This is a genomic window from Actinomadura sp. SCN-SB, assembly GCF_043906805.1.
In the GTDB taxonomy this organism is placed as follows: domain Bacteria; phylum Actinomycetota; class Actinomycetes; order Streptosporangiales; family Streptosporangiaceae; genus Spirillospora.
Genome location: NZ_JBIMPP010000022.1, coordinates 76,269 through 99,875 on the forward strand (window position 1 = coordinate 76,269; position 23,607 = coordinate 99,875).

The following is a 23,607-nucleotide window of genomic DNA, read 5'->3' on the forward strand; positions in this document are numbered from 1 at the left end:
CCTCCTTTGGAGGGGCGCGTGGCCCCCGGACGGCCAGAGCGGGCGATCACATTTCGGTCATAGCGGCGTCACGGGCGACGCGCGGTATGGATGGCCCGCTCCAGCCGCGCCGCGTCCCGCTGGACGGAGTCGTCCAGCCTGCGGCCGTCCAGGTACGCCGCGGGCGGCTCGCGCACCCCGCGGACGGAGAACGCGTACCGGGTCAGCTCGTCCAGCCGGGCGTTCTGACCGCCGCCGGTCACGCAGGCCGGGAAGGACGGACCGGAGATCCCGGCCCGCTCGCCGATCGCGATCAGCTCGTCCGGCTCGAACCCGGCGGTGTCCTCGTCGGGCTGGTGCTCGAAGAGCGCCTCGTGATAGGCGAGCCAGCCGGCCGCGGGCGCGCACAAGGCGGCGTTGCCCGCGCGGCGGCTGTTGGACGCCGACGGCCCGCCGTCCGTGCCCCGGTAGACCTGGATCGGCCGGTAGACGACGCGCACCCGCCCCTGGGACGCCAGGCGCCTGAGCAGCGGCCCCACCTCGTCGTGGGCGTCCTTGCAGTCGGGGCACTGGTAGTCGGTGAAGATCTCCAGCAGGGGCGCCTTCTCGTCCCCCCACGCCATCACGAAGGAGCCGTCGGCGGCCCGCGTCACCGGTGGCGGCGCCCCGTCGTAGGCCCCCTGGAGACCGCCCGCGCCGCGCTCGTCCCATCGGAGCGTCACCATGCCGGCCAGGGCCACGGCCACCACCGCCACCCCGCCGAGCAGGGCGGACGCCCGGCGCCTGCCCTCCCCCGCGGGGCGCCGCGGCATGCGCAGACCCCCACTGCGCGACGTGCTCATCGTTCCCCCGATCGATGCGCGTGCTCGCAAGAACGAGGCTAGCGAACCCCTCCGCCGAGCATGCGCGCACCGGCCGTGAACGGTCAGACTCGAACCGACCGTTCACCGATGGCGTCACACCGCCAGGGGCGGCACCCTCTGCACCTGGCTTTACCCGTCTTTACCAGGCCCTCATCACTGGGAGCCCTTGGCGTCGGCGACGGCCTTCTGCAGCGCGGCCGGGTCCTGGAGCTCGTTCTCCAGCTTGCGGCCGTCCAGGAACACCGTCGGCGTGCCGCTGACCCCGCGGGTCTGGAGCGCGTACGTGGTCATCGCGTCGACCTGCGGCTTCTTCTGCTGGTCGGTGACGCACTTCTCGAAGTTCGGGTCGGTCACGCCGACGTCCTTGCCCCAGGCGACCAGGTCCTCGGTGGCGAAGCCCTCCGAGCCCTCCCGCGGCTGGAACTGGAACAGCGCGTCATGGTACGAGAGCCACTGCGGCGCCGGGACGCACAGGGCGGCGGCCGCCGACCGCAGCGAGTTGCTCCTGATCGGGTCGCGCTGCTCGCCGAACAGGTGGAACGGCCGGTAGACCACCTTGGCCCTGCCCTCGGCCGCCAGCTGCTTGACGGTCTTGCCGGTGTTCTCCTCGAAGGCCTTGCAGGCCGGGCACTGGAAGTCCTCGAACACCTCGAGCACCGGAGCGTTGACGCCCGGCTTGGCCATCACGATCGAGCCGTCGGACTGCCGGGTCAGCGGTGCCTGCGGGCCGCGGTACGGGGTGGCGGTCTGGTCGCGCTGGCCGCGCTGGTCCAGGACGATCACGGTGACCACCACGATCAGCGCCACCACCGCGACCGCGCCGAGCACGACGGTCAGCAACCGCCGCTGCTTCGCGCGCGCGGCCTGGCGCCTGCGCTCCTCGGCGAGCCGCTCCCGCGCGGTCCGCTCTCGTGCGGCCTTGCTCATAGTGGATCTCTCCTAGGGAAACGCCGCGGGCGTGGGCTCACGCGGCGAGGCGGGGCCGGCCCCGCCGGCCGGCCGGCGGCGGCTAGTCGACCGAGCCGATCCGCCGGAACTCATCGGACAGGACAAGGACGAACAGCAGGACGGTGACGGCGTGCACCCCGGTGCACCACAGGCAGAGCTTGTGCAGGATGGCCAGCTCGGCGGTCACCAGGTACACCACGAACAGCAGCCCGACGCACACGCTCGCCAGCCGCCCCCACCGGAGGACGGGGTGCGCCGAGCGCAGCGCGGCCGGCGTGATCAGCACGGCGAAGCCGGCGAAGAACGCCAGCCCGAGCAGCGGCAGCGGGATCCCCGCCAGTTCACTGTACTTGCTGGTGGTGACCGAGTGGCAGTCCACCGTGGAGGTGGTGGTGCACACCAGCGCGCCCTCCTGGTAGTGCGCCACCGTCAGGTAGACCGAGAGCGCCAGGCCGATGAGCGTGAGCACCCACCCGGCGGGCAGGAACCACCGCGGTCGCGCCGGCGCGGGCGCGTACCCGTTCTCACCGTCCCGCACTTCGGCTTGCCGCACCATCACTGATGAGTCCTTCCGCGAGCGACCGTCACCGGAACGCGCGTCCAAGGGACCGCCGGGAGGGGGTCACGCCGCCGCCCGGCGGAAATCACCTTAGAGCACACCCCATGAATTCCGCGTTGGGAACACGGCGCGCCCGCCCAACCACCTGCGGCAGGTGGGCGCCGCCGTCAGGATGCAGACGAACGGACGCCCGTGGCGAGTTCCGTGGTGAGCAGCCGCAGATCCTTCAGGCCGGTGGGAAGGTCGGGCGCGTCGAGGATCCGGCGGACGAACGCCGACCCCACGATCACACCGTCGGCGAACGTGGCGACCTCGGCGGCCTGGGCGCCGTTGCTCACCCCGAGCCCCAGCCCGACGGGCAGGCGGGAACCGTCGCGGGCCAGGATCTCCCGGGTGCGCCGGACCAGGCGCGGCGCCCCGGTGTCGACCGCGCTGCGGGCCCCGGTCACGCCCATCAGGGACGCGGCGTAGACGAACCCGCGGCACGCCCTGGTGATCAGCTCGATCCGCTCGTCGGTGGAGCTGAGCGCGACCAGGAAGACGCGGTCGAGGTCGTGCGCCTCGGCGGCCTCCAGCCACGGCCCCGCCTCCTCCGGGGTGAGGTCGGGCGTGATCAGCCCGGCGCCGCCCGCGGACCTCAGGTCGCGGGCGAAGGCGTCCACGCCGTAGCGGTCCACCGGGTTCCAGTACGTCATGACCAGCGTGGGGGCGCCCGTGGCGGCCACGGCCTCGACGGTGCGGAGCACGTCGGCCACCCGGATGCCGCCGACCAGGGCCTGGTGGACGGCGTCCTGGATGGTGGGGCCGTCCATCATCGGGTCGCTGTAGGGCAGGCCGAGCTCGATCACGTCGCAGCCGGCGTCCACCATGGCCTTCGCCGCCTCGATGGCCCCCTCGTAGGTGGGGAACCCGGCCGGGATGTAGCCGACCAGCGCGGCACGCCCCTCGGCCCTGGCCCGGTCGTACACCGCCTGAACCTCGCTCACTGTGCCTTCCGCTCGCCTACGGGGCGCCTCCTGGCGCCGCCTTCCCTCCTCACTCGTCCCTCGCTCGTCAGTCCAGGCGACGCCGCGCCCCTCCGGCTCGCTCACTGCGCCCCCCGCTCGCCTACGGGACGCCTCTAGGCGCCGCCTTCCCTCCTCACTCGTCCCTCGCTCGTCAGTCCAGGCGACGCCGCGCCCCTCCGGCTCGCTCACCGCGCCCCCCGCTCGCCTACGGGACGCCTCTAGGCGCCGCCTTCCCTCCTCACTCGTCCCTCGCTCGTCAGTCCAGGCGACGCCGCGCCCCTCCGGCTCGCTCACTGGGCCTCTCCTTCCTGGATGAGGCCGAAGTACTCGGCGGCGGTGTGGACGTCCTTGTCGCCGCGCCCCGACAGGCACACCAGGATCAGCCCGTCCGGGCCCAGCTCGCCACCGAGCTTGATCGCCCCGGCCAGGGCGTGCGCGGACTCGATCGCCGGGATGATGCCCTCGGTGCGGCACAGCAGCGAGAACGCCTCCATCGCCTCGGCGTCGGTGATCGGGCGGTACTCGGCGCGCCCGCTGTCGTGCAGCCAGGAGTGCTCGGGGCCCACGCCCGGATAGTCGAGCCCGGCGGAGATCGAGTGCGACTCCAGGGTCTGGCCGTCCTCGTCCTGCAGCAGGTAGGTGCGCATCCCGTGGATGACGCCGACCCGGCCGGCGGAGATGGTGGCCGCGTGCCGCCCGGTGTCCACCCCGTCCCCCGCGGCCTCGAACCCGCACAGCCGCACGGACGGGTCGCCGATGAACGCGTGGAAGGCGCCGATGGAGTTGGAGCCGCCGCCCACGCAGGCGGCGACGGCGTCCGGCAGCCGCCCGGCCAGCTCCAGCACCTGGGCGCGGGCCTCCTGGCCGATGACCCGGTGCAGCTCCCGGACGATCATGGGGAACGGGTGCGGGCCCATCGTGGACCCGACGCAGTAGTGGGTGTGGTCGACCGTGGCGACCCAGTCGCGGAACGCCTCGTTGCAGGCGTCCTTGAGGGTGCGGCTCCCGGTGCGGACGGGCACGACCTCGGCGCCCAGCATCCGCATCCTGGCGACGTTGAGCGCCTGCCGCCGGGTGTCGACCTCGCCCATGAAGACCGTGCAGTCCAGGCCGAGCAGGGCGGCGGCGGTGGCGGTGGCGACGCCGTGCTGGCCGGCGCCGGTCTCGGCGATCATCCGGGTCTTGCCCATGCGGCGGGTGAGCAGCGCCTGGCCCAGCACATTGTTGATCTTGTGCGAGCCGGTGTGGTTCAGGTCCTCGCGCTTGAGCAGGATCCGCGCGCCGCCGGCGTGCTCGGCGAACCGCTTCGCCTCGGTGAGCAGGCTGGGCCGGCCGGCGTAGGTCCTGAGCAGGCCGTCCAGCTCGGCGGTGAAGGCCGGGTCGGCGCGGGCGGCCTCGAACTCGCGGGTCAGCTCGTCCAGCGCCGCCATCAGCGCCTCGGGCGCGAAACGCCCGCCGTAGAGGCCGAAGTGGCCGGTGGAGTCGGGAAGGGTGTCGGTGGTCATCAGGGTTTCCTCGGGTGCGCGGAACGATCGGTCAGCGAGGCGTCGGCCACGCCCGCCATCGTTCGCGCAGTGACACCCTGACCTCCAACGACGCCTCAGCCATGCCCGTACTTTACTGGCTCGCCGTCATCCGCTCTGGCGCAGGGCGGGGTGGGCGCCCGCGGCGACCAGGTCGGCGACGGCGGAGCGCGGGTCGCCGCCGATGACCAGGCTCTCCCCCACCAGCACGGCGTCCGCCCCGGCCGAGGCGTAGGCCAGCAGGTCGTGCGGGCCGCGCACCCCGGATTCGGCGATCTTGACGATGTCCTTGGGGACCAGCGGGGCGAGCCGCGCGAACACGCTCCGGTCGACCCGCAGCGTCTTCAGATCGCGGGCGTTGATCCCGATGACCCGGGCGCCCGCGTCGACGGCCCGCGCGACCTCCTCCTCGGTGTGCGCCTCCACCAGCGGGACCAGGCCGATCGAGACGGCCCGCTCGACCAGCGAGACCAGCGCGTCCTGCTCCAGCGCCGCCACGATCAGCAGGACCATGTCGGCGCCGTAGGCGCGCGCCTCCCACAGCTGGTAGGAGGTGACGATGAAGTCCTTGCGCAGGACGGCGACGTCCACGTCCGCGCGCACCGCGGCCAGGTCGTCCAGGCTGCCGCCGAACCGGCGCCGCTCGGTCAGCACGCTGATCACCTTGGCGCCGCCGGCCTCGTAGTCGCGGGCCAGCGCCGCGGGGTCGGCGATGGCCGCCAGCGCCCCCTTGGACGGGCTGCTGCGCTTCACCTCGGCCACCACCGTGACGCCCGGCCCGCGCAGGGCGGCCAGGGCGTCGCGCGCCGGCGGGACGGACTCCGCCTTCCGTTTGAGCGTGTCCAGCGGCACCTCTCGCTGCCGTTCGGCGAGATCGGCCCGGACGCCTTCGATGATCTCGTCCAGCACGCTCACGCGCGCCTCCGGCTCGCTCACGGGGCCTCCTCCGTCGGCCCCGTGAGCGGGGCTGCCGCGCCTACTGGTTCGCTCGCAAGCTCGCTCACGGGGCCCCCTACTGGTCCGGCTTTGCGGTCCGGTCGTTCGTGCACCGATCGTAGCCGGAGCTCCGGACGCTCCCGGCACCCGCCCTGAGCCCCCAGGCGACGGTCACGGCGTTACGGCGCCAACACCTGGGCAAATGGAAGATTTCTTGTAATCCAGTACAAACCCAAAAGCACGAGAAATCCGTAGAGAACCCCCGGCCGGATCAGCGCGGTACGCAAGGGAACCCCGCGTACGGCGCTGACCGTCCATCGCACCCACAGGTAGCCGAACACCGGCAGCAACAGCAGCACCAGAGGGTTCATGTCGAACGCATGCGGCACGTCTCCGTGAAGCAGCGAGTGGGCCATGCGCAACCCACCGCACCCCGGGCAGTACCAGCCCGTCAGGGTCAACGAGGGGCACGTGGGGTAGTGGCCGGGCTCATGCGGGTCCACGAAGGCGACCAGCACAGCCCCCACGGCACCCGCCACGAACACGGCCACCGGCCCGAGGAGCCGCTGAATCGGGGGGACGGTCACGGCTTCCAGACTAGGCGTCCAAGACGTAGCCGACCCCGCGCACGGTCCGGATAGGGCTGCTCTCACCCAGCTTGGACCGCAACTGCGCGATGTGAACGTCGACGGTACGGCTGCCCGCCCCCGCGCCCGGCCCCCAGGCCGCGTCGAGGAGCTGCTCACGGGTGAAGACGCGGCCGGGGTTCCCCATCAGGAACTCCAGCAGGTCGAACTCGGTGACGGTGAGGGCCACGGACCGTTCCTCCACCATCACCGTGCGGGCCCTCGGGTCCAGCATCACCCCGCCCGCCTGGAGCACCTCGCCACCGGCGCCGGGGCCGCCGCTGCGGAGGGCCTCCCCCACCGCGCCCACCAGGACGCGGGGGCTGAACGGCCGGGTCACCTGGTACTCGCCCAGGGCCCGCCCGGCGGGCTGATCCGGCGGCGCGGTCACCGCGATGACCGGAGCGCCGCCCGCCGCCTCCGTGACCCGCCGGTAGAGGTCGGCGGGCAGGGACGCGACGGACAGGTCCAGGACGACCACATCCGGCCGGAGCCGCCCGGCCGCGGAGGGCGCCCGCGCCGGATCGGTCTCGATCTCGACCGTGTACCCCTCGCGCGCCAGGTAGCGGCGCTGGAGCTCGGCCACGGCCCGGTCGTGCTCGACGACGAGCACCAGCCCGCCGGCGCCGTCGGCGTTCACGACCCGCGCTCGCCGGGCCGCGTCGTGGGGTCCTCACCCCGGTCGAGGGACTTCCAGAGGCTGGAGGCGTCCTGCTCGACGGGCGCGCCCACCGCCGTCCGCGACGGTGCGCGCGAGCGTTCGTAGCGAGCGGACATGCCGGGCCACCGGGCCCCACGCGCGGCCGTGACGACCCCGGCGGCGACCAGCAGCACGCCGCCCAGCAGGGAGACGACCCACCAGGCCGAGACGTCGACCAGGAGCGATCCGCCCAGGCGCAGCAGGGCGCTCTTCTCCTCCGCAGCGGACACGACCGGCGAACGCTGGACGGCGAGCACGGACGAATACCCGATGCCGACCCCTAACAGGGCCAGCAGCACCCCCACGGCCACCCGCAGGCGTCCCTGGGTGGCGAACAGCGCCGCGAGCCCCGCCAGCGCGGCCCACCCGAGGGCGCCCGCGGCGGTGCCGAGGTCGCGCCCGGTGAGGTCCTGCGCGAACGGGGTGATGGCGTCCTGGGCGCGCACCGTCGCCCACGGGCGACCGGCCGCCAGCAGGGCGAGCCCGGCGCCGGCGGCGCACAGCAGCGCGGCCAGCCCGCGCTCACGCCCGGGCGTCACGGGCCTGGCGGACGCTCGCCGACGACGGCGTCGAGCACGTCGGCGTCCCAGCAGGTGCGGTCGCCGGTGTGGCAGGCGGCCCCGATCTGGTCGACCTTCACCAGCACGGTGTCGCCGTCGCAGTCCAGCGCCACCGACTTCACCCACTGCTGATGCCCGGAGCTCTCGCCCTTCACCCAGTATTCCTGGCGGCTGCGCGACCAGTACGTGGCGCGGCCGGTGGTCAGTGTGCGGTGCAGGGCCTCGTCGTCCATCCACGCGAGCATGAGCACCTCACCGGTGTCGTACTGCTGGGCGATGGCCGGGACGAGACCGTCGGCGTTCCGCTTGAGGCGGTCGGCGATCTTGGGATCGAGATTGGAAGGGCGAGCGGACATGGGACCGATCCTATTGCCTGTCGCCACCAGGGACCGCACGAATGCGGGCCCGCGCAAAGGCGGCAGGGCCCGCACGGATGCGGGCCCTGCTGTACGGCTAGGGTGTAACGGGAGTTACAGGGGGACGACCTGGTCGGCCTGCGGACCCCGGTTACCCTGCGTCACCTCGAACTGGACGCGCTGGTTCTCGTCCAGAGTGCGGTACCCGGAGGTCTGGATCGCCGAGTAGTGCACGAACACGTCCGGTCCGCCGCCGTCGACGGCGATGAAACCGAAGCCCTTCTCGGCGTTGAACCACTTCACGGTGCCCTGCTGGGGCATGTCTTTCTCCTTGCGGCAAAACGTGGGCCCACACCTCGCGAGCCCAGCGCGGTCGCTGCGGAACGCCCTCGCCTCCCGGTACGGTCCCGGAAAAGCCAAAACGCCCGCTGTCATCAGTCCGCGGGCGTCTGACAAACGATCGAGAACCACGACTGCAACCGACGCTGCCACCGTATCACCGGTTCCGCGTAAAACGGAGGAGCCGCAAGCAAGGTGATTCGCCGGCCGGTGAACCTTCCCGTTACCGTCCTGTTAAAGGCGCCAAGCCGGATCCTGCCGGACGCCGGCGGATCGGGCGCGCCGGCCGGACCGGCGCCCCTCGGCATCCGCGCGTCCCGGCGCCCGGAGGCCCGGCCCGCCGGCCGCGCCGTGGACCGGGACGCCGCCCGCGCCGGGCCTCACGCGGCCTTTACCGGCGGGCCGGACGGCCGATCCGCCGGGGCCCCGGTGCGTGACCTGCGCGATCGGCCGGGCGGCGCGGCGAGGGCCGGGGAACCGGCACGCCACACCCCTCCGGCCGGGCCAAGGTCATCTCAACCATGACTTTTCTCCGGGCAAACCCGGCAATTTTTATCCGCCGCCACAGGAGTTCCTCCGGTCCCGGGCTCGGCGGCCTGAGCCGCGGTCCCGGTCGGCGTGGCGAACGCCCTCATGGCGGACAAAGAACTCGACCGAGTCGGCGATTTCGTCCACGCCCGGAACCGAGTACGGCGGCCACTCCGGAGGACCGATCCGTATCCGGTTCCGGCCACACCGGGACGGCGTTCCCCTGGGGCGAGGGGGCGGCGGGCCCCGTTCCTCCGGCGATGGGCGGGCCGCACCGCCGGGGTCGCCGGGAATAAACGGCCTGCCCCGATGGTAGGCATGTGCACGCCTGCATGCCCCTTTTGCTCCCCGTGACGTTCCCCGCAGGGTGGATGCGGCCCCTTGACAGACAGATGAGGAGAGACTGCCCGTGCCAGTTGCTGGGTCGACGCGAGTCAACTCCCGCGTCCTCCGGGAGGGGATGCGCGTCCTGTGGATCGCCGTACGGGCCGAGCCGAGGGTGTTCACGGTCTCCGTCCTGGCCAGCGCCCTGTACGCGGTGATGACCGTCGGCACGGCCCAGGTGCTCGGATGGATCATCGGAGAGGTGGTGCTGCCCGCCTTCCGGTCCGGTGACGCCACCGCCGGGGCGCTCACCGCCGCGGCCGTGGCGATCATTGGGGTGGCGCTGCTCAAGGCGCTGGGCGTGGCGGGCCGCCGCTTCTACGCGGGCCTCATGCAGTACCGCATGCAGGCGAGCTACCGGCGCTCGGTCACCCGCCAGTACCTGAGGCTGCCGCTGGCCTGGCACCACCGCCATCCCACCGGGCAGCTGCTGTCGAACGCCAACGCCGACGTGGAGGCGGTGTGGGCGCCGATCGCGCCGCTGCCGATGGCCGTGGGCGTGGTGTTCATGCTGTTCATCGCCGCGGTGTCGATCCTGATCACCGATGTGACGCTGGCCGTGGTGGGCTTCCTGGTGTTCCCCGCCATCGCCCTGCTCAACGTCCTGTACCAGCGGCGCCTGGCGCCCGTCGCGACCCGCGCGCAGCAGTTGCGCGCGGAGGTGAGCGAGGTGGCGCACGAGAGCTTCGAGGGCGGCCTGGTGGTCAAGACGCTGGGCCGGGAGGCGTCGGAGACGGAGCGGTTCGCGAACGCGGCGAACGCGCTCCGGGACGCCAACGTCGCGGTGGGACGGGTGCGCGGCCTGTTCGACCCCGTTCTGGAGGCGCTGCCGAACCTGGGCGTGCTGGCGGTGCTGCTGGTCGGCTCGATCCGGCTGGAGTCGGGCGGGATCTCCGAGGGCGACCTGGTGAACGTGGCGTACCTGTTCACCCTGCTGGCCTGGCCCATCCGGGCGCTGGGCTGGGTGCTGGCCGAGGTGCCGCGCAGCGTCGTGGGCTGGCGGCGCGTCCAGAACGTCCTCCAGGCCGGGGGTTCCCTCCCGTACGGGGACGCCGTCCTGGACGGGGACAAGGCGGCCTCCCTCGAAGCGCGCGCGATCCGCTTCGCCTATGAGGGCGCCGGGGAGGGCGGTGCGCCGGTGCTGCACGACGTCGGCTTCGCGGCCACACCCGGACGGACGCTCGCGATCGTCGGCCCGACCGGGTCCGGCAAGTCCACCCTGACCTCGCTCCTGGTGCGGCTGGTCGATCCGGCCGACGGGTCGGTGCTGCTGGACGGCGTGGATTTGCGGGACGTCCGGTGCGGCGGGGTGGCGGAGACGGCGGCGCTCGTCCCCCAGCAGACCTTCCTCTTCGACGACGACGTGCGCGGCAACGTGACGCTCGGCCTGGACGTCCCGGACGAGCGCGTGTGGGAGGCCCTTCGCCTGGCCCAGGCGGACGGTTTCGTGGCCGCGCTGCCCGACGGCTTGGACACCAGGGTCGGGGAGCGGGGCGCGACCTTATCCGGCGGCCAGCGGCAGAGGCTCGCCTTGGCGCGGGCGCTGGTGCGCCGGCCGCGGCTGCTCGTCCTGGACGACGCCACCTCCAGCGTCGACCCCCAAGTGGAGGCGCGGATCCTCCAGGGCATCCGGGAGGCGCAGGACGCCGGGCAGGGCGGGACGACGGTCGTCGTGGTCGCGTACCGCAAGGCCACCATCGGCCTTGCAGACGAGGTCGTCTACATGGAGCACGGCCGGGTCGTGGACCGCGGGACGCACGCCGAGCTGCTGGAGCGCTCGGAGGGCTACCGCAACCTGGTCAACGCCTACGAGCGCGCCGAGGCGGAACAGGAGGCCCTTGCGACGGACCCAGAGGAGGACTCAGAAGCGGGTGACGAACCGGGCGGCTTCGGCTTGGAAGAGGAGGCGCTGCGATGACCACGCTCAGCGAGACGTCGGCCGGTGAGGGCGCCGTCAGCACGCTGCGCCGCGGCCTCCGGCTGAGCCCCCAGTTCACGGCCGGGCTGGTGGGGACGCTGCTGCTGGCCCTGGTGGCGACCGCCGGGCGGGTCGTGGTGCCGATCGCCGTCCAGCAGACGATCGACCGTGGCCTGGCCGCGCCGGGCGGCCCCGACGTGGGGTTCATCCGCGGTGCCGTGCTGCTGTGCGCGGTGGCCGTGGTGCTGACCGCGCTGAGCGCGTACGCGATGAACGTCCGGCTCTACAAGACCACCGAGGCCGGCCTGGCGACGCTGCGGGTCAAGGCGTTCCGGCACGTCCACGACCTGTCGATGCTGACGCAGAGCGGGGAGCGGCGCGGCGCGCTGGTGTCGCGGGTGACCGGCGACGTGGACCAGATCAGCCAGTTCATGCAGTGGGGCGGGCTGATGATCATCGTCTCGCTGGGTCAGCTGGTGGTCGCGACCGTCCTGATGGCGATCTACTCCTGGCCGCTGACGCTGCTGGTGTGGGCGGCGTTCCTGCCGCTGGCGTTCGCGCTGCGCCGGTTCCAGCGGCTGATCTCCGCGGCGTACATGCGGGTGCGGGAGCGGATGGGCGACCTGCTGGCGGCCGTGAGCGAGTCGGTGGTGGGCGCCGCGGTGATCCGTGCCTACGGGTCCGAGGAGCGCACCGCGAGGCGCGTGGACGAGACCGTGGACCAGCACAGGAAGGCCCAGACCAGGGCGCAGGGGCTGGTGGCGCTGACCTTCCCGTCCAGCGAGCTGGTCGCCGCCCTGGCCACGGCCGGTGTCGTGGTGGCCGGGACGCTGCTGGGCGTGGGCGGGCAGCTGTCGGCCGGACGGCTGATCGCCTTCCTGTTCCTGGTCACCCTGTTCGTCAGCCCCATGCAGACCGCGACCGAGGTGCTGAACGAGGCGCAGAACGCCATCGCCGGCTGGCGGCGCGTGCTGGGCGTCCTGGACACCGAGCCGGACGTGGCCGACCCGGGCGAGGACGGCGAGGTCCTGCCGCGCGGCCCCATCGAGGTGCGGTTCGAGGACGTGGGGTTCGCCTACCCGGGCGGCCCGCCCGTGCTGCACGAGGTGAACGCGACGATCGCGCCGCGCAGCCGGGTCGCGATCGTGGGCGAGACCGGGTCGGGCAAGACCACCTTCGCCAAGCTGCTGACCCGCCTCATGGACCCGGTGTCCGGGCGGATCCTGGTGGACGGGGTGCCGCTGGACCGCGTCCGGTTCTCGTCCCTGCGGGAGCGCGTCGTGATGGTGCCGCAGGACGGGTTCCTGTTCGACGCGTCCCTGGCCGACAACATCCGCTACGGCAGGCCCGAGGCGACCGACGCCGACCTGGTGCTGGCCCTGACCGAACTCGGCCTGGCGGACTGGCTGGAGGGCCTGCCGCGGGGCCTGGACACGCCCGTCGGCCAGCGCGGCGAGTCCCTGTCGGCCGGTGAGCGGCAGCTGGTCGCGCTGGCCCGCGCCTACGTCGCCGACCCCGACCTGCTGGTGCTGGACGAGGCGACCTCGGCCGTCGACCCGGCCACCGAGGTGCGGATCCAGCGGGCGCTGGACGGGGCGACGCGCGGCCGCACGGCGATCGCCATCGCCCACCGGATGTCCACGGCGGAGGCCGCCGACGAGGTGATCGTCTTCGACGGCGGCCGGATCGTGCAGCGCGGCCCGCACTCGGTCCTGGTGGGCGAGCCCGGCGTGTACGCCGAGCTGCACGCGTCCTGGATCGCCCAGCGGGCCGTGTAGGACGGGCCCCGGCGCGGCCCGCGGGACGCATGGCCGGCGAGCCGCCGGGGAAGGAGACCGGCCGTTCGACGGCTAAAGCACTTGCCCGATATCTGGTCGGGTGCGCATTCTGGCGTGGTGAACAACGAGGTCAAGATGCAATCAGCGGGTACTCTGCACGGTCAGCTGCAGCGGGGGCTCGGCAGGGCGGCGCGGCGGGCGGCCGACCGGCCGGGCGCGGGAGAGTACGTGTACGACTGCATACGCCGCGATCCGCGGTGGGACCCGCAATGTGAGGCGCGCAGCCTGTATTACGCCCGGTTGATGGTCGATCTCGAACTACCCGTGCGTCCCGTCGCCGAGCATCTGTTCGACCCCGCCGACCAGGGCGAGGGCGACGAACGGCGGGTGCTGCTGGCCCTGCGGGTGCTGACCGACCTGGCACGGCTGAGCCGCCGGGAGGCGGCGGGGGTGCTGCGCCGGTACGCCGAGGAGGGCACGCACTGGCTCGACGCCGTGGAGGCCCTCATCGAGCTGGGCGATCCCGGGCCGGCCGCCGGGATGGAGGCCCTGGTGGACGCGCGCTGCGACGACGCCACGCTCAATCTGCTGATCATGGGGCCGAGCAATCCGGTGATCGAGAGCTGGGCGGCCAGGCGGCCGCGGATCGCCGACGCGCTCAGCCGCGTCCGCGAGAAGGGGCGGCTGCGCCGGACGGGCACCGGTTCCGGGGCCACCGACCGGTCGCGACGCTCGGAGGACGAGTTGCTCGAACTGGCCAGGCGGCGCGACGACGCCGCGGTGGGGGCCATCTTCGAGCTGGGGCGCAGGCGCGCGCCCGGCCTCTTGGATTTGGCGGAGGAATTGCTGCCCCAGCGACCGAGCAGATGGGGTGGGGCCGTGTGCCGTGCGTTGCGCGAGTACGGGCCCGAGGCGCTACCGCGCGCACGGGCGTGGGCCAGTACCAGAGGCGGTTGCGCCGACATGGGTTTGGTGATCCTCGCTCGCTATGGCACACGCCAGGACATCCCGTTGCTGATGACCGAGTTGCATGACGCGCTTGAACGCCGTGATTGGGGTGACGCGGCAGGTCCCATCGAGGGCTTGGGCAGGCTACGCGCAGGCGAAGCCGTACCGTTGCTGAAATCCGCTTGGACCGAGTCGACCTACGCTTTTCTACGACCACGTGTGCTGACCGCTTTGACCCGTACCGCGCCCCACACGGCCGAGTCCTACACCATCGAGGGCCTGTGGGACTGCGAGGAGGGCGTACGCCAGGTCGCGTCCCAGACCGCGCCCCTCACCCGCGAGACCCGCATCCGCCTCCAACGGCTCCATCATGACGAGGCCGAGGAACCCGGCGTGCGCGCGGCGGCCGCGAGCCGCCTGATGTAGCCCGCCGATGTAGCCCAGAAGCGCCCAGAAGAGCGCTGAACCTCGCAGGCCCCTCTTGCGTACCTCCCGTCGATTCGCGCATCTCACGCGGGAGGAAGGGCCAATGGGCTCCCTGTACCACCTCACCCCGGTCAAGGCCGCACTGGTGTGCGGCGCCGCACTAGCGCTGTCCCTGGCCGCCGGCTGCTCCAAGTCGGGTCAGGAGACGCCTCAGGCGCAACGCGCCACGATCGAGCAGCTCGCGCAGAAGACCGGGTGCACACTGATCGGCAAACGCGACTCCAAGGAGCTGAAGCAGGGGCAGTGCAAGACGTCCGCGGGACGGTACGTGCTGGTCAGCTTCACCGACGACAAGGGCCGGGACGCCTGGCTGACCGAGGCCAAGCCGTGGGGCGGCACGTACCTGGTCGGGCCGGGCTGGGTGGCGGTGGCCACCCCGCAGATCCTGGAGACGCTGCGCAAGGACCTGGGCGGCAGCATCGTCCACGGCGACCAGCACGGCGTGGGCGACAAGAGCGGCGGCCACAGCCGCGGCCACTCGGGTGGCTGACGCGGGGGGACCCGGCGTCACCGCCGGGTATGACTTCCCCCGGCGCGAGGTTCCCTCCTCGGAAGGGGTGGACGGAGGCCCCGGCCCCCTAGACTCCAGGCCATGATCTCGCCTGTACGACGGAAGCTGGCGCTGCTGCCCCTGTTGCTGCTGCCCCTCGGGGCGGCGGCGTGCAGCAGCGAGAACGCCGAGACCGACTGCACCATCAACGCGTGCACCGTGACCTTCAACCGTGGCGTCGACGCCCGCGCGTCCATCCTGGGCGTGGAGGCGGAGCTGGTGAGCGTGCAGGGCCAGAGCGTCACGATGAGGATCGCCGGACAGCAGATCACCGTCCCGGTGGGAGAGGACGAGCAGGCGGAGGGGTTCGACATCTCCGTCCAGTCGGTCACCCAGGACAACGTGGTCGTCAAGATCTCCAACGGCGGGGGCGGCTGACCCCTCGCCGGCGGATCGGGGGGCGCGGCACTCTCCCCGGGAGCGTAAGCTTCGCTCATGCGTTCGATCAGTGTGGACGCGCGGCGGGCGCGGCTGGCGCACCGGCACCGGCTGGCGCCCGCGGCGAAGGCGGACGGCGCGGCCTCCGTCGCCAGGTCCCTGGTGGCCCTGCACGCCACCGACCCGGCCACGGTGTTCCTGTCGATCGCGGCGCGCGGGCGCGATGTCACGCCCGCCGCGATCGAGGCGGCCCTGTACGACGACCGCACGCTCGTACGGCTGCTGGCGATGCGGCGCACGATGTTCGTGGTGCCGGTCGAACTGCTCCCCGTCTTACAGGCGTCGTGCGCCGACGCCCTGGCGGTACGGCAGCGCCGCACCTACGGCCGGTTGATGGAGCAGGCCGGGATCGGGGCCGATCACCCCGGCGGGCTCGACGGCTGGCTCGCCGAGGTCGAGGAGGCCACGCACCGGGCGCTGCTGGCCCGCGGCGAGGCCACCGGCGCGCAGCTCAGCGCGGACGAGCCGCGGCTGCGCACCAAGGTCGACCCGGCGCCGGACAAGGCGTACTCGCGTCCCGTCAGCATCACGACCTGGGTCCTGGTGATGCTGGGCTGCCAGGGACGGATCGTGCGCGGGCGTCCCAACGGGTCCTGGATCAGCAGCCAGTACCGCTGGTCGCCCATCGAGGCGTGGCTGCCCGGCGGGATCACCCCGGTGCCGCCCGAGCAGGCCCGCGCCGACCTGGTACGGGAGTGGCTGCGCGCGTTCGGCCCCGCCCCCGTCTCCGACCTCAAGTGGTGGACCGGCTGGACGATGGGCGAGGTGCGCAAGGCCCTGGCCCTCTTGGACGTGGCCGAGGTCGAGCTGCCCGACGAGCGCACCGGCACCGCGACCGGCGTGATGCTCGCCGACGACCTCGGCACGCCCGTACCCGAACCGGAGCCGTGGGCGGCGCTGCTGCCCGCCCTCGACCCGACGCCCATGGGCTGGCGGGAACGCGACTGGCTCGTCGGCGACCACAGGCCGCACCTGTTCGACCGGTCCGGCAACATCGGCCCGACCGTGTGGTGGAACGGCCGCGTCGTCGGCGGCTGGGCCCAGCGAGGCGACGGCGAGATCGCGCTGCGCCTGCTGGAGGACGTGGGCGCCGAGGCGAAGACCGCGATCGAGGCCGAGGCCGATCGCATCGCCGGCTTTTGCGGCGAGGTACGCGTCACCCCCCGCTTCCGCACGCCGCTGGAACGCGAACTCTCCTCGTGACCCGCCGCCCCGGCCCGCCGCCGCGAACCTGCGGAGCCGTCCCGCGGCGGGACCGTACAGAATAGGGCCATGCCCGCAGAACGCATGCTGCCCAGCCCCGAAGCCGAGGACCTCGTCGCGCTCACCCGGGAGATCGCGCGCAAGGAACTGGAGCCGCGGGCGGCGCCCGCCGAGGAGGCCGGGGAGTTCCCGCGCGAGATGTTCCGGCTGCTGGGCCGGTCCGGGCTGCTCGGGCTGCCCTATCCCGAGGACGTGGGCGGCGGCGGGCAGCCGTACGAGGTCTACCTCCAGGTGCTGGAGGAGATCGCGGCGGTGTGGGCGTCGGTCGCGGTCGGCGTCAGCGTGCACACGCTGGCCTGCTACCCGCTCAGCGCGTTCGGCGGCGACGAGCACCGCAAGCGGCTCCCCGACCTGCTGGCCGGCGACCTGCTCGGCGGGTACGCGCTGTCGGAGGCGCAGGCGGGCTCGGACGCGGCCGCGCTGGCCACCCGCGCCGTCCCGGACGGCGACGGCTACCGGGTGACCGGCACCAAGATGTGGATCACCCATGGCGGCGAGGCCGACTTCTACATCCTGTTCGCGCGCACGTCGGACGAGGGGGGCCGCGGCATCTCCTGCTTCCTGGTGGACGGCCTGGAAGGCGGGCGGATGCCGGGCCTGTCGTTCGGGACGCCCGAGCGGAAGATGGGCCTGACCGGCTCCACCACCGCGCAGCTGATCTTCGAGGACGCGCGGCTGCCCGCGGAGAGCCGGATCGGCGCGGAGGGCCAGGGCCTCCCCATCGCGCTGTCGGCGCTGGACTCGGGACGGCTGGGCATCGCGGCGTGCGCGGTGGGCCTGGCGCAGGGCGCCCTCGACCACGCGGTGTCGTACGCCGCCAGGCGCGAGCAGTTCGGCAGGCCGATCATCGCGAACCAGGGGCTCTCGTTCCTGCTGGCCGACATGGCCGCGGCCGTGGAGTCCGCCCGCGCGACGTACCTGGAGGCGGCCAGGCGCAAGGATCGCGGGCTGCCGTTCGGGCGGCAGGCGTCCATCGCCAAGCTGGTCGCCACGGACGCGGCGATGAAGGTGACCACGGACGCCGTGCAGGTGCTCGGCGGGTACGGCTACACCCGCGACTTCCCCGTCGAGCGGTACATGCGCGAGGCCAAGGTGATGCAGATCTTCGAGGGCACCAACCAGATCCAGCGGATGGTGATCGGCCGTCACCTCGCCCGCGACGCCGGCTGAGCCCTCAGTACGGCCAGGATCCGTGCGGTCCCGGCATGCCCGCCGTCGCGGCGCCGCGGTCCTTGGCCGAGTTCCTCCGCATCAGCAGGATCACCAGGAAGGCGATGAGGGCCGCGCACCCGAGGAACATCCCCGCGATGAAGGCCAGCCCCATGTAGCCGTAGGAGGTGTCGTCCGGCACGATCCGCACGATCCCGGCGGTGCCCTCGCAGGTCAGCTCGGGCCTGCCGGACAGCGTGGCGGTGAAGGACGCCGCCCAGCGGTATCCGGGGGGCGGCGTGGCGGCCCAGGAGTTCTCCCTGGTCAGCTCGACGGGCCCGGGATCCTCGTTCGGGTAGGCCACCGTGCAGCTCGTGGGCGGGGGGTCGCCGTCGCGCACGAAGATGAAGTAGTTGTAGCCGCCGGTCACCTCGACCGGGATCCCCTCGCGGGCGTCGCCGAACGCCGGGGGACCGTTCGCGGCCTGCGATTCGTCCCAGTTGACGGCGATCACCGCGACCACGAAGATCACCGCGATGGCCAGCAGCGCGGCGGGCAGCACGAACCAGCCGGCGCCGGGCCGGATCCGCGGCGGCTCCGAGGGCGGAGGAGGCCCCACAGGTAGATCGGACCCTGGCCACATGGGCGACCCCCGAATCTCTGTTGTTTTACGCAAATATGGCAGAGAAATCCGGTCCCTGCCATGCGCCCCACCGGCCGGAAGGTTCCGGTCACGCCCCGAACGGCTACCGTTACTAGGGAGTAACGGTTACTAGGCAGTAGTACCGCGTACGGGAGACAGCATGGCACTCAGGGACCGCTGGCCCGCCGCGCCGATCCGGATCCCCCGCCCCCGTCCGCTGCGGCGCTACCACGTCGAACGCGACCTCCCCATCAGCATGAACGACGGGGTGACGCTGCTGGCCGACCGGTACGTGCCCGCCGGGATGGACCGTCCCTCGCCCACCATCCTGGTCCGCACGCCCTATGGGAGGCGCGGCCCGGCCGCCGTCGCCGCCGGGCTGCCGTTCGTCCCGTTCGGGTTCCAGCTGCTCGTCCAGAGCGCCCGCGGCACGTTCGGCTCGGAGGGCGAGTTCGACCCGCTCGGCAGCGAGCGCGAGGACGGCCTCGCCACCGTGGAATGGCTGCGGAACCAGCCGTGGTTCAACGGGTCGTTCGCCGCCTACGGCGCCAGCTACCTGGGGTACTCCGCCTGGGCGCTGGCCGCGGAGGCGGGCCCGGAGCTGAAGGCGATGTCCCTGCAGATCACCGCCTCCACGTTCAGGGACGCGGCGTACATCGGCGGGAGCTTCGCGCTGGAGTCCACCCTGACCTGGACCGACCTCACCCACCGGCAGCGGCGGCCGCTCGGGATGGTCACCGGGCCGCTGCTGTCGCGGCGCCGGGTCGCCCGCGCCGCCCTCACCGGACGTCCCCTGGGCGAGCTGGACGTGGTCACCGGCGGCGCCACCATGCGGTTCTACCAGGACATCCTCGCCGCCCACCACGACCCGGGCTCCGCCTACTGGCTCGACCGCGACTTCAGCGGGACGGTCGGCCGGGTCGGCGCGCCCGTCACCCTGCTCGGCGGCTGGTACGACGTCTTCCTGCCCTGGCAGATCAAGGACTATCTCGCGTTGCGCGGCGCGGGCCACCGTCCCTACCTCACGATCGGCCCGTGGTGGCACACCGACGCCCGGCACGGACTGGTGTCCTTCCGCGAGTCGCTGGCCTGGTTCCGCGCGCACCTGCTCGGCGACTTCTCCGGGCTGCGCGACAACCCCGTCCGGATCTACGTCACCGGGGCGCGGGAGTGGCGCGAGTACGACGACTGGCCCCCGCCCGGAATGGAGCAGCGGCGCTGGCACCTGCACGCGGGCGGCGGGCTCGGCGAGGACGGGCCGCGGCCCGCGCCGCCCAGCCGCTACCGGTTCGAGCCCGCCAGGCCCACGCCCGCCCTCGGCGGGCCCAGGATCCTGGGAAGCTCCCGTCCCGTCGACAACCGGCCCCTGGAACGGCGCGAGGACGTGCTGGTGTTCTCCTCCCCCGTCCTGAAGGACGACCTGGAGGTGATCGGCCCGGTCGCGGCCGACCTGTTCGTCCGGTCCAGCCGGGAGCACACCGACTTCATCGTCCGGCTCTGCGACGTGGCGCCCGACGGGACGTCCCGCAACGTGTGCGAGGGCGGCCTGCGCCTGGACCCGGGCCGTTCCGTCGCCACCGAGGCCGTCGGCTACAAGGACGTGGGCACCGAGGGCGTCCGGCGGGTGGCGATCGACCTGTGGCCGGCCGGGCACAGGTTCCGGCGGGGGCACCGCGTCCGGGTGCACGTGACCAGCGGCGCGTACCCGAAGGTGGCGGCCAACCCGGGCACCGGGGAGCCGATCGCCACCGCCCGCATGTCCGTCCCGGCCCGGCAGGAGGTCTTCCACGACCCCGACCACCCCTCGGCGATCCTGCTCCCGGTCGTCCGGCGCTCCGCCGAGACCGTCTCCCCCGCCCCGCACGAGGAGAACGGGCCGGGCCCCGACCACGGCCGGGGCATGCGGGGCCGGTGACCTAGCGGACGGGATGGCCCGCGTCTTCGAGGGCGTGCTTCACCTCGGGGATCGTGAGCTCGCCGAAGTGGAACACGCTGGCCGCCAGGACGGCGTCGGCGCCCGCGGCGATGGCGGGGGCGAAGTGCTCCACCGCGCCCGCGCCGCCGCTGGCGATCACCGGGACGGTGACGGCCTCGCGGACGCGGCGCAGCATCTCCAGGTCGAAGCCGTTCTTGGTGCCGTCGGCGTCCATCGAGTTGAGCAGGATCTCCCCCACACCCAGGTCCTCGGCGCGGCGCGCCCACTCGATCGCGTCGATGCCCGTGCCTCTGCGGCCCCCGTGGGTGGTGACCTCGAAGCCGGAGGGCGTCCCCTCGGCGCGGCGGGCGTCCACGGACAGGACGACGCACTGGGAGCCGAAGCGGTGCGCGGCCTCGCGGAGGAACTCGGGTCGGGCGATGGCGGCGGTGTTGATGGACACCTTGTCGGCCCCGGCGCGCAGGAGCCTGTCGACGTCCTCGACGGTGCGGACGCCGCCGCCGACGGTGAGGGGGATGAAGACCTGCTCGGCGGTGCGCCGCACCACGTCGTAGGTGGTGGAACGGTCGCCGCTGGACGCCGTGATGTCCAGGAACGTGAGCTCGTCGGCGCCCTCCGCGTCGTACCGGCGGGCCAGCTCGACGGGGTCGCCCGCGTCCCGCAGGTTCTGGAAGTTCACGCCCTTCACCACGCGCCCGGCGTCCACGTCCAGGCACGGGATCACCCGTACCGCAACGCTCACGACGTCCTCCTGTACGCCTCGACCTCGACCTCGACCAGCATGCGCGGGTCGATCAGGCCCGCCACCACCACCATCGTGGCCGCCGGGCGGACGTGCTGGAACAGGCTGCCGTGCGCCCGGCCGACCTCGGCGGAGTCACCGGCCCTGGTGATGTACATGCGGGTCCGGACGACGTCGTTGCGGGTCAGGCCGAGCCGTTCCAGCGACCACAGCGCGATCTGGAAGGCGGTCCTGGTCTGCTCGTACGGGTCGCCGGGGTGGACGACCTTGCCCTCCACGGTGGCGGTGCAGCCCGCGACCAGCGCCAGGTCCCCCGCCAGCACGGCGCGGGAGTAGCCGAACTCGTCCTCCCAGGGCCCGTCCGAGGAGAGCCGCTCGATCACCTGACCGCCTCAAGGGCCTGCTGGAGCGTGAACGCCCGCGCGTACAGGGCCTTGCCGACGATCGCGCCCTCGACGCCCTCCGGGACGAGTGCGGCGAGGGCGCGCAGGTCGTCCAGGGACGACACGCCGCCGGACGCGACGACGGGCTTGTCGGTACGGGAGCAGACCTCGCGCAGCAGCTCGGTGTTGGGACCCCGCAGGGTACCGTCCTTGGTCACGTCGGTGACGACGTAACGCGGGCAGCCGTCCTTCTCCAGGCGTTCCAGGACCTCCCACAGGTCGCCGCCCTCACGCGTCCAGCCGCGGGCGGCCAGGGTGGTGCCGCGCACGTCCAGGCCGACCGCGATCCTGTCCCCGTACGCGCCGATGATCCGGCGGCACCACTCGGGGTTCTCCAGCGCGGCCGTGCCGATGTTGACCCGCGCGCACCCGGTGGACAGCGCGGCCTCCAGGGACGCGTCGTCCCGGATGCCGCCGGACAGCTCGACCTTCACCTCCAGCCGCCCGGTCACCTCGGCCAGCAGCTCCCGGTTGGAGCCGCGCCCGAACGCCGCGTCCAGGTCGACCAGATGGATCCACTCAGCCCCCGCCTCCTGCCAGGCCAGGGCGGCCTCCAGCGGCGACCCGTAGGAGGTCTCGGTGCCGACCTCGCCCTGGACCAGGCGCACGGCCTGGCCGTCGGCGACGTCGACGGCGGGAAGGAGAGTGAGAGTCATGCGCAAACCTTACCGGTGGGGCGTGGAGCAGACGGGAGCGGGCGGATCACGGGCCGGTGCCCGTCAGGGCAGGGTGGCCAGCCAGTTCTCCAGCAGCGTGGCGCCGGCGTCGCCGGACTTCTCCGGGTGGAACTGCGTCGCGCACAGCGGCCCGTTCTCGACCGCGGCGACGAACCGGTCGCCGTGCTCGGACCAGGTGACCAGCGGCGGCTTGATCAGGCCGGACGGGTCGCCGGGCAGCTCCCAGCGGCGCACCGCGTAGGAGTGGACGAAGTAGAACCGGGTGCCGGGATCGAGCCCGCCGAACAGCCGCGTGCCCTCGGGCGCCTCGACGGTGTTCCAGCCCATGTGCGGGACGACGGGCGCCTCCAGCCGCTCGACGGTGCCCGGCCACTCGGCGCAGCCCTCGGTGGTGACGCCGTGCTCGATGCCCTTGGCGAACAGGATCTGCATGCCCACGCAGATGCCGAGCACGGGGCGTCCCCCGGCGAGACGGCGCCCGATGATCTGGTCGCCGCGCACCGACAGCAGGCCCTCCATGCACGCGGCGAACGCGCCCACGCCCGGGACGATCAGGCCGTCGGCGTTCAGCGCCGCGTCCCGGTCGGGCGTGACGGTCACCTCCACGCCGTGCCGCGCCACCGCGCGCTCGGCGGAGCGCAGGTTGCCCGAGCCGTAGTCCAGGATGACGATCTTCTTGGTCACGGTCGCGGCGCTCCCGCGGTGAAGTCGAGGCCGCCGGTGGACACGGTTACAGCGCCCCCTTCGTCGACGGGATGCCCCGCACCTTGGGGTCGTAGGCGACCGCGTCGCGCAGCGCCCGCGCCAGGGCCTTGAACTGGGCCTCGACGATGTGGTGCGCGTTGCGCCCGTACGGGACGTGGACGTGCAGCGCCACCTGCGCGTTCGCCACGAACGACTCCAGGATGTGCCGGGTCAGCGTCGTGTCGTACTCGGGGCCGATCATCGGCGCCATGCCCTCGGGCTCGCTGTGCACCAGGTAGGGGCGGCCGGACACGTCCACGGTGACCTGCGCCAGCGCCTCGTCCAGCGGGATCGAGGCGTCGGCGAAGCGGCGGATGCCCGCCTTGTCGCCCAGCGCCTGCCGGAACGCCTGCCCGAGCGCGATGGCGGTGTCCTCGATGGTGTGGTGGCTGTCGATGTACAGGTCGCCGGAGGTCTTGACGGTCAGGTCGAACGACCCGTGCTTGCCGAGCTGCGCCAGCATGTGGTCGAAGAAGCCGACGCCGGTGGCGACGTCCACCACGCCCGTGCCGTCCAGGTCGATCTCCACCAGGACCTGGGTCTCCTTGGTCCCGCGTTCCACACGGCCCTTGCGGTGTGTCACA

Annotated in this window: 25 protein-coding genes; 8 read left to right on the forward strand and 17 right to left on the reverse strand. The window is 72.9% G+C overall.

The genetic code is table 11. From position 1 onward, the window contains the following. Nucleotides 1-68 precede the first annotated feature (68 nt). From ACGWYJ_RS16745 to ACGWYJ_RS16795, 11 genes are all read right to left on the reverse strand, one after another. Nucleotides 69-821 carry a DsbA family protein gene (locus ACGWYJ_RS16745; protein WP_395106906.1) on the reverse strand — a complete coding sequence of 251 codons (753 nt, stop codon included), beginning with the start codon at nucleotides 819-821 and terminating at the stop codon, nucleotides 69-71. 174 nt (nucleotides 822-995) lie between these two features. Beyond that, nucleotides 996-1,769, reverse strand: a complete 774-nt coding sequence (locus ACGWYJ_RS16750; protein WP_395106907.1) for a DsbA family protein — start codon at nucleotides 1,767-1,769, stop codon at nucleotides 996-998. Nucleotides 1,770-1,851: 82 nt separating this feature from the next. Continuing rightward, entirely contained in the window at nucleotides 1,852-2,346 is a 495-nt protein-coding gene (locus tag ACGWYJ_RS16755; RefSeq protein WP_395106939.1) for a vitamin K epoxide reductase family protein, read from the reverse strand. A 170-nt stretch (nucleotides 2,347-2,516) separates the two neighbouring features. Next, the gene (trpA, locus tag ACGWYJ_RS16760; protein WP_395106908.1) at nucleotides 2,517-3,335 is read right to left on the reverse strand and encodes a tryptophan synthase subunit alpha; all 819 of its coding nucleotides are present in this window, start codon (nucleotides 3,333-3,335) and stop codon (nucleotides 2,517-2,519) included. A gap of 311 nt (nucleotides 3,336-3,646) precedes the next feature. Beyond that, the gene (trpB, locus tag ACGWYJ_RS16765) at nucleotides 3,647-4,861 is read right to left on the reverse strand and encodes a tryptophan synthase subunit beta (protein ID WP_395106909.1); all 1,215 of its coding nucleotides are present in this window, start codon (nucleotides 4,859-4,861) and stop codon (nucleotides 3,647-3,649) included. Between the two features lie 126 nt (nucleotides 4,862-4,987). Next, a complete protein-coding gene (gene trpC / locus ACGWYJ_RS16770; protein WP_395106940.1) occupies nucleotides 4,988-5,794 on the reverse strand; it encodes an indole-3-glycerol phosphate synthase TrpC in 807 nt (268 codons plus the stop codon). A 200-nt stretch (nucleotides 5,795-5,994) separates the two neighbouring features. After that, nucleotides 5,995-6,402: a DUF2752 domain-containing protein gene (locus tag ACGWYJ_RS16775; RefSeq protein WP_395106910.1), complete on the reverse strand. Its 408-nt coding sequence runs from the start codon at nucleotides 6,400-6,402 to the stop codon at nucleotides 5,995-5,997. A gap of 10 nt (nucleotides 6,403-6,412) precedes the next feature. Then, nucleotides 6,413-7,081 (reverse strand): response regulator transcription factor, encoded by a 669-nt coding sequence (locus ACGWYJ_RS16780; protein WP_395106911.1) that lies wholly within the window; start codon nucleotides 7,079-7,081, stop codon nucleotides 6,413-6,415. Next, nucleotides 7,078-7,680, reverse strand: a complete 603-nt coding sequence (locus tag ACGWYJ_RS16785) for a Trp biosynthesis-associated membrane protein (protein ID WP_395106912.1) — start codon at nucleotides 7,678-7,680, stop codon at nucleotides 7,078-7,080. The genes ACGWYJ_RS16780 and ACGWYJ_RS16785 overlap by 4 nt, the downstream gene beginning before the upstream one ends. After that, nucleotides 7,677-8,057, reverse strand: coding sequence for a phosphoribosyl-AMP cyclohydrolase (hisI, locus tag ACGWYJ_RS16790; protein ID WP_285694157.1), 381 nt, complete (start codon nucleotides 8,055-8,057; stop codon nucleotides 7,677-7,679). The genes ACGWYJ_RS16785 and hisI overlap by 4 nt, the downstream gene beginning before the upstream one ends. Before the next feature lie 114 nt (nucleotides 8,058-8,171). After that, the gene (locus tag ACGWYJ_RS16795) at nucleotides 8,172-8,378 is read right to left on the reverse strand and encodes a cold-shock protein (RefSeq protein ID WP_026405868.1); all 207 of its coding nucleotides are present in this window, start codon (nucleotides 8,376-8,378) and stop codon (nucleotides 8,172-8,174) included. 1,006 nt (nucleotides 8,379-9,384) lie between these two features. Here ACGWYJ_RS16795 and ACGWYJ_RS16800 point away from each other — a divergent pair. The 7 genes from ACGWYJ_RS16800 (at nucleotide 9,385) to ACGWYJ_RS16830 (ending at nucleotide 17,859) form a co-directional block, all read left to right on the forward strand. Continuing rightward, nucleotides 9,385-11,226: an ABC transporter ATP-binding protein gene (locus ACGWYJ_RS16800; RefSeq protein ID WP_395106941.1), complete on the forward strand. Its 1,842-nt coding sequence runs from the start codon at nucleotides 9,385-9,387 to the stop codon at nucleotides 11,224-11,226. Further along, nucleotides 11,223-13,004: an ABC transporter ATP-binding protein gene (locus ACGWYJ_RS16805; protein WP_395106913.1), complete on the forward strand. Its 1,782-nt coding sequence runs from the start codon at nucleotides 11,223-11,225 to the stop codon at nucleotides 13,002-13,004. The genes ACGWYJ_RS16800 and ACGWYJ_RS16805 overlap by 4 nt, the downstream gene beginning before the upstream one ends. Before the next feature lie 135 nt (nucleotides 13,005-13,139). Then, nucleotides 13,140-14,378, forward strand: coding sequence for a hypothetical protein (locus ACGWYJ_RS16810; RefSeq protein WP_395106914.1), 1,239 nt, complete (start codon nucleotides 13,140-13,142; stop codon nucleotides 14,376-14,378). Nucleotides 14,379-14,481: 103 nt separating this feature from the next. Further along, complete coding sequence (locus tag ACGWYJ_RS16815; protein ID WP_395106915.1) at nucleotides 14,482-14,928, forward strand: hypothetical protein; 447 nt, start codon at nucleotides 14,482-14,484, stop codon at nucleotides 14,926-14,928. A gap of 102 nt (nucleotides 14,929-15,030) precedes the next feature. Beyond that, nucleotides 15,031-15,366 carry a hypothetical protein gene (locus ACGWYJ_RS16820; RefSeq protein ID WP_395106916.1) on the forward strand — a complete coding sequence of 112 codons (336 nt, stop codon included), beginning with the start codon at nucleotides 15,031-15,033 and terminating at the stop codon, nucleotides 15,364-15,366. A 57-nt stretch (nucleotides 15,367-15,423) separates the two neighbouring features. After that, nucleotides 15,424-16,629, forward strand: a complete 1,206-nt coding sequence (locus tag ACGWYJ_RS16825; protein WP_395106917.1) for a winged helix DNA-binding domain-containing protein — start codon at nucleotides 15,424-15,426, stop codon at nucleotides 16,627-16,629. 69 nt (nucleotides 16,630-16,698) lie between these two features. Further along, nucleotides 16,699-17,859, forward strand: a complete 1,161-nt coding sequence (locus ACGWYJ_RS16830; protein WP_395106918.1) for an acyl-CoA dehydrogenase family protein — start codon at nucleotides 16,699-16,701, stop codon at nucleotides 17,857-17,859. A 4-nt stretch (nucleotides 17,860-17,863) separates the two neighbouring features. Here ACGWYJ_RS16830 and ACGWYJ_RS16835 read toward each other — a convergent pair whose 3' ends face one another. After that, entirely contained in the window at nucleotides 17,864-18,457 is a 594-nt protein-coding gene (locus ACGWYJ_RS16835; RefSeq protein ID WP_395106919.1) for a hypothetical protein, read from the reverse strand. A 184-nt stretch (nucleotides 18,458-18,641) separates the two neighbouring features. Between ACGWYJ_RS16835 and ACGWYJ_RS16840 the strand changes: the two genes are divergently transcribed. Then, nucleotides 18,642-20,396 (forward strand): CocE/NonD family hydrolase, encoded by a 1,755-nt coding sequence (locus tag ACGWYJ_RS16840; protein ID WP_395106920.1) that lies wholly within the window; start codon nucleotides 18,642-18,644, stop codon nucleotides 20,394-20,396. Nucleotide 20,397: 1 nt separating this feature from the next. On the opposite strand, the gene hisF is transcribed toward ACGWYJ_RS16840, so the two are convergent. From hisF to hisB, 5 genes are all read right to left on the reverse strand, one after another. Then, nucleotides 20,398-21,159: an imidazole glycerol phosphate synthase subunit HisF gene (gene hisF / locus ACGWYJ_RS16845; RefSeq protein ID WP_395106921.1), complete on the reverse strand. Its 762-nt coding sequence runs from the start codon at nucleotides 21,157-21,159 to the stop codon at nucleotides 20,398-20,400. After that, on the reverse strand, nucleotides 21,156-21,542 hold the full coding sequence (locus ACGWYJ_RS16850; RefSeq protein WP_395106922.1) for a RidA family protein: 387 nt from the start codon (nucleotides 21,540-21,542) through the stop codon (nucleotides 21,156-21,158). Before ACGWYJ_RS16850 ends, hisF begins: the two co-directional genes overlap by 4 nt. Then, entirely contained in the window at nucleotides 21,539-22,258 is a 720-nt protein-coding gene (priA, locus tag ACGWYJ_RS16855) for a bifunctional 1-(5-phosphoribosyl)-5-((5-phosphoribosylamino)methylideneamino)imidazole-4-carboxamide isomerase/phosphoribosylanthranilate isomerase PriA (RefSeq protein ID WP_395106923.1), read from the reverse strand. The genes ACGWYJ_RS16850 and priA overlap by 4 nt, the downstream gene beginning before the upstream one ends. Before the next feature lie 63 nt (nucleotides 22,259-22,321). Continuing rightward, nucleotides 22,322-22,963: an imidazole glycerol phosphate synthase subunit HisH gene (gene hisH / locus ACGWYJ_RS16860; RefSeq protein ID WP_395106924.1), complete on the reverse strand. Its 642-nt coding sequence runs from the start codon at nucleotides 22,961-22,963 to the stop codon at nucleotides 22,322-22,324. Nucleotides 22,964-23,009: 46 nt separating this feature from the next. Next, nucleotides 23,010-23,606 carry an imidazoleglycerol-phosphate dehydratase HisB gene (gene hisB / locus ACGWYJ_RS16865; RefSeq protein ID WP_395106942.1) on the reverse strand — a complete coding sequence of 199 codons (597 nt, stop codon included), beginning with the start codon at nucleotides 23,604-23,606 and terminating at the stop codon, nucleotides 23,010-23,012. Nucleotide 23,607 lies beyond the last annotated feature (1 nt).

What these genes read in the sequence shown, in the direction of transcription:
- ACGWYJ_RS16755 (WP_395106939.1), bottom strand. Translation starts at nt 2,346, where the DNA reads ATGGTGCGGCAAGCCGAAGTGCGGGACGGTGAGAACGGGTACGCGCCC.
- ACGWYJ_RS16805 (WP_395106913.1), top strand. Translation starts at nt 11,223, where the DNA reads ATGACCACGCTCAGCGAGACGTCGGCCGGTGAGGGCGCCGTCAGCACG.
- hisI (WP_285694157.1), bottom strand. Translation starts at nt 8,057, where the DNA reads ATGTCCGCTCGCCCTTCCAATCTCGATCCCAAGATCGCCGACCGCCTC.
- ACGWYJ_RS16800 (WP_395106941.1), top strand. Translation starts at nt 9,385, where the DNA reads ATGCGCGTCCTGTGGATCGCCGTACGGGCCGAGCCGAGGGTGTTCACG.
- ACGWYJ_RS16815 (WP_395106915.1), top strand. Translation starts at nt 14,482, where the DNA reads ATGGGCTCCCTGTACCACCTCACCCCGGTCAAGGCCGCACTGGTGTGC.
- ACGWYJ_RS16840 (WP_395106920.1), top strand. Translation starts at nt 18,642, where the DNA reads ATGGCACTCAGGGACCGCTGGCCCGCCGCGCCGATCCGGATCCCCCGC.
- ACGWYJ_RS16795 (WP_026405868.1), bottom strand. Translation starts at nt 8,378, where the DNA reads ATGCCCCAGCAGGGCACCGTGAAGTGGTTCAACGCCGAGAAGGGCTTC.
- ACGWYJ_RS16820 (WP_395106916.1), top strand. Translation starts at nt 15,031, where the DNA reads ATGATCTCGCCTGTACGACGGAAGCTGGCGCTGCTGCCCCTGTTGCTG.
- ACGWYJ_RS16750 (WP_395106907.1), bottom strand. Translation starts at nt 1,769, where the DNA reads ATGAGCAAGGCCGCACGAGAGCGGACCGCGCGGGAGCGGCTCGCCGAG.
- ACGWYJ_RS16825 (WP_395106917.1), top strand. Translation starts at nt 15,424, where the DNA reads ATGCGTTCGATCAGTGTGGACGCGCGGCGGGCGCGGCTGGCGCACCGG.
- ACGWYJ_RS16810 (WP_395106914.1), top strand. Translation starts at nt 13,140, where the DNA reads ATGCAATCAGCGGGTACTCTGCACGGTCAGCTGCAGCGGGGGCTCGGC.
- trpB (WP_395106909.1), bottom strand. Translation starts at nt 4,861, where the DNA reads ATGACCACCGACACCCTTCCCGACTCCACCGGCCACTTCGGCCTCTAC.
- ACGWYJ_RS16830 (WP_395106918.1), top strand. Translation starts at nt 16,699, where the DNA reads ATGCCCGCAGAACGCATGCTGCCCAGCCCCGAAGCCGAGGACCTCGTC.
- ACGWYJ_RS16745 (WP_395106906.1), bottom strand. Translation starts at nt 821, where the DNA reads ATGAGCACGTCGCGCAGTGGGGGTCTGCGCATGCCGCGGCGCCCCGCG.
- priA (WP_395106923.1), bottom strand. Translation starts at nt 22,258, where the DNA reads ATGACTCTCACTCTCCTTCCCGCCGTCGACGTCGCCGACGGCCAGGCC.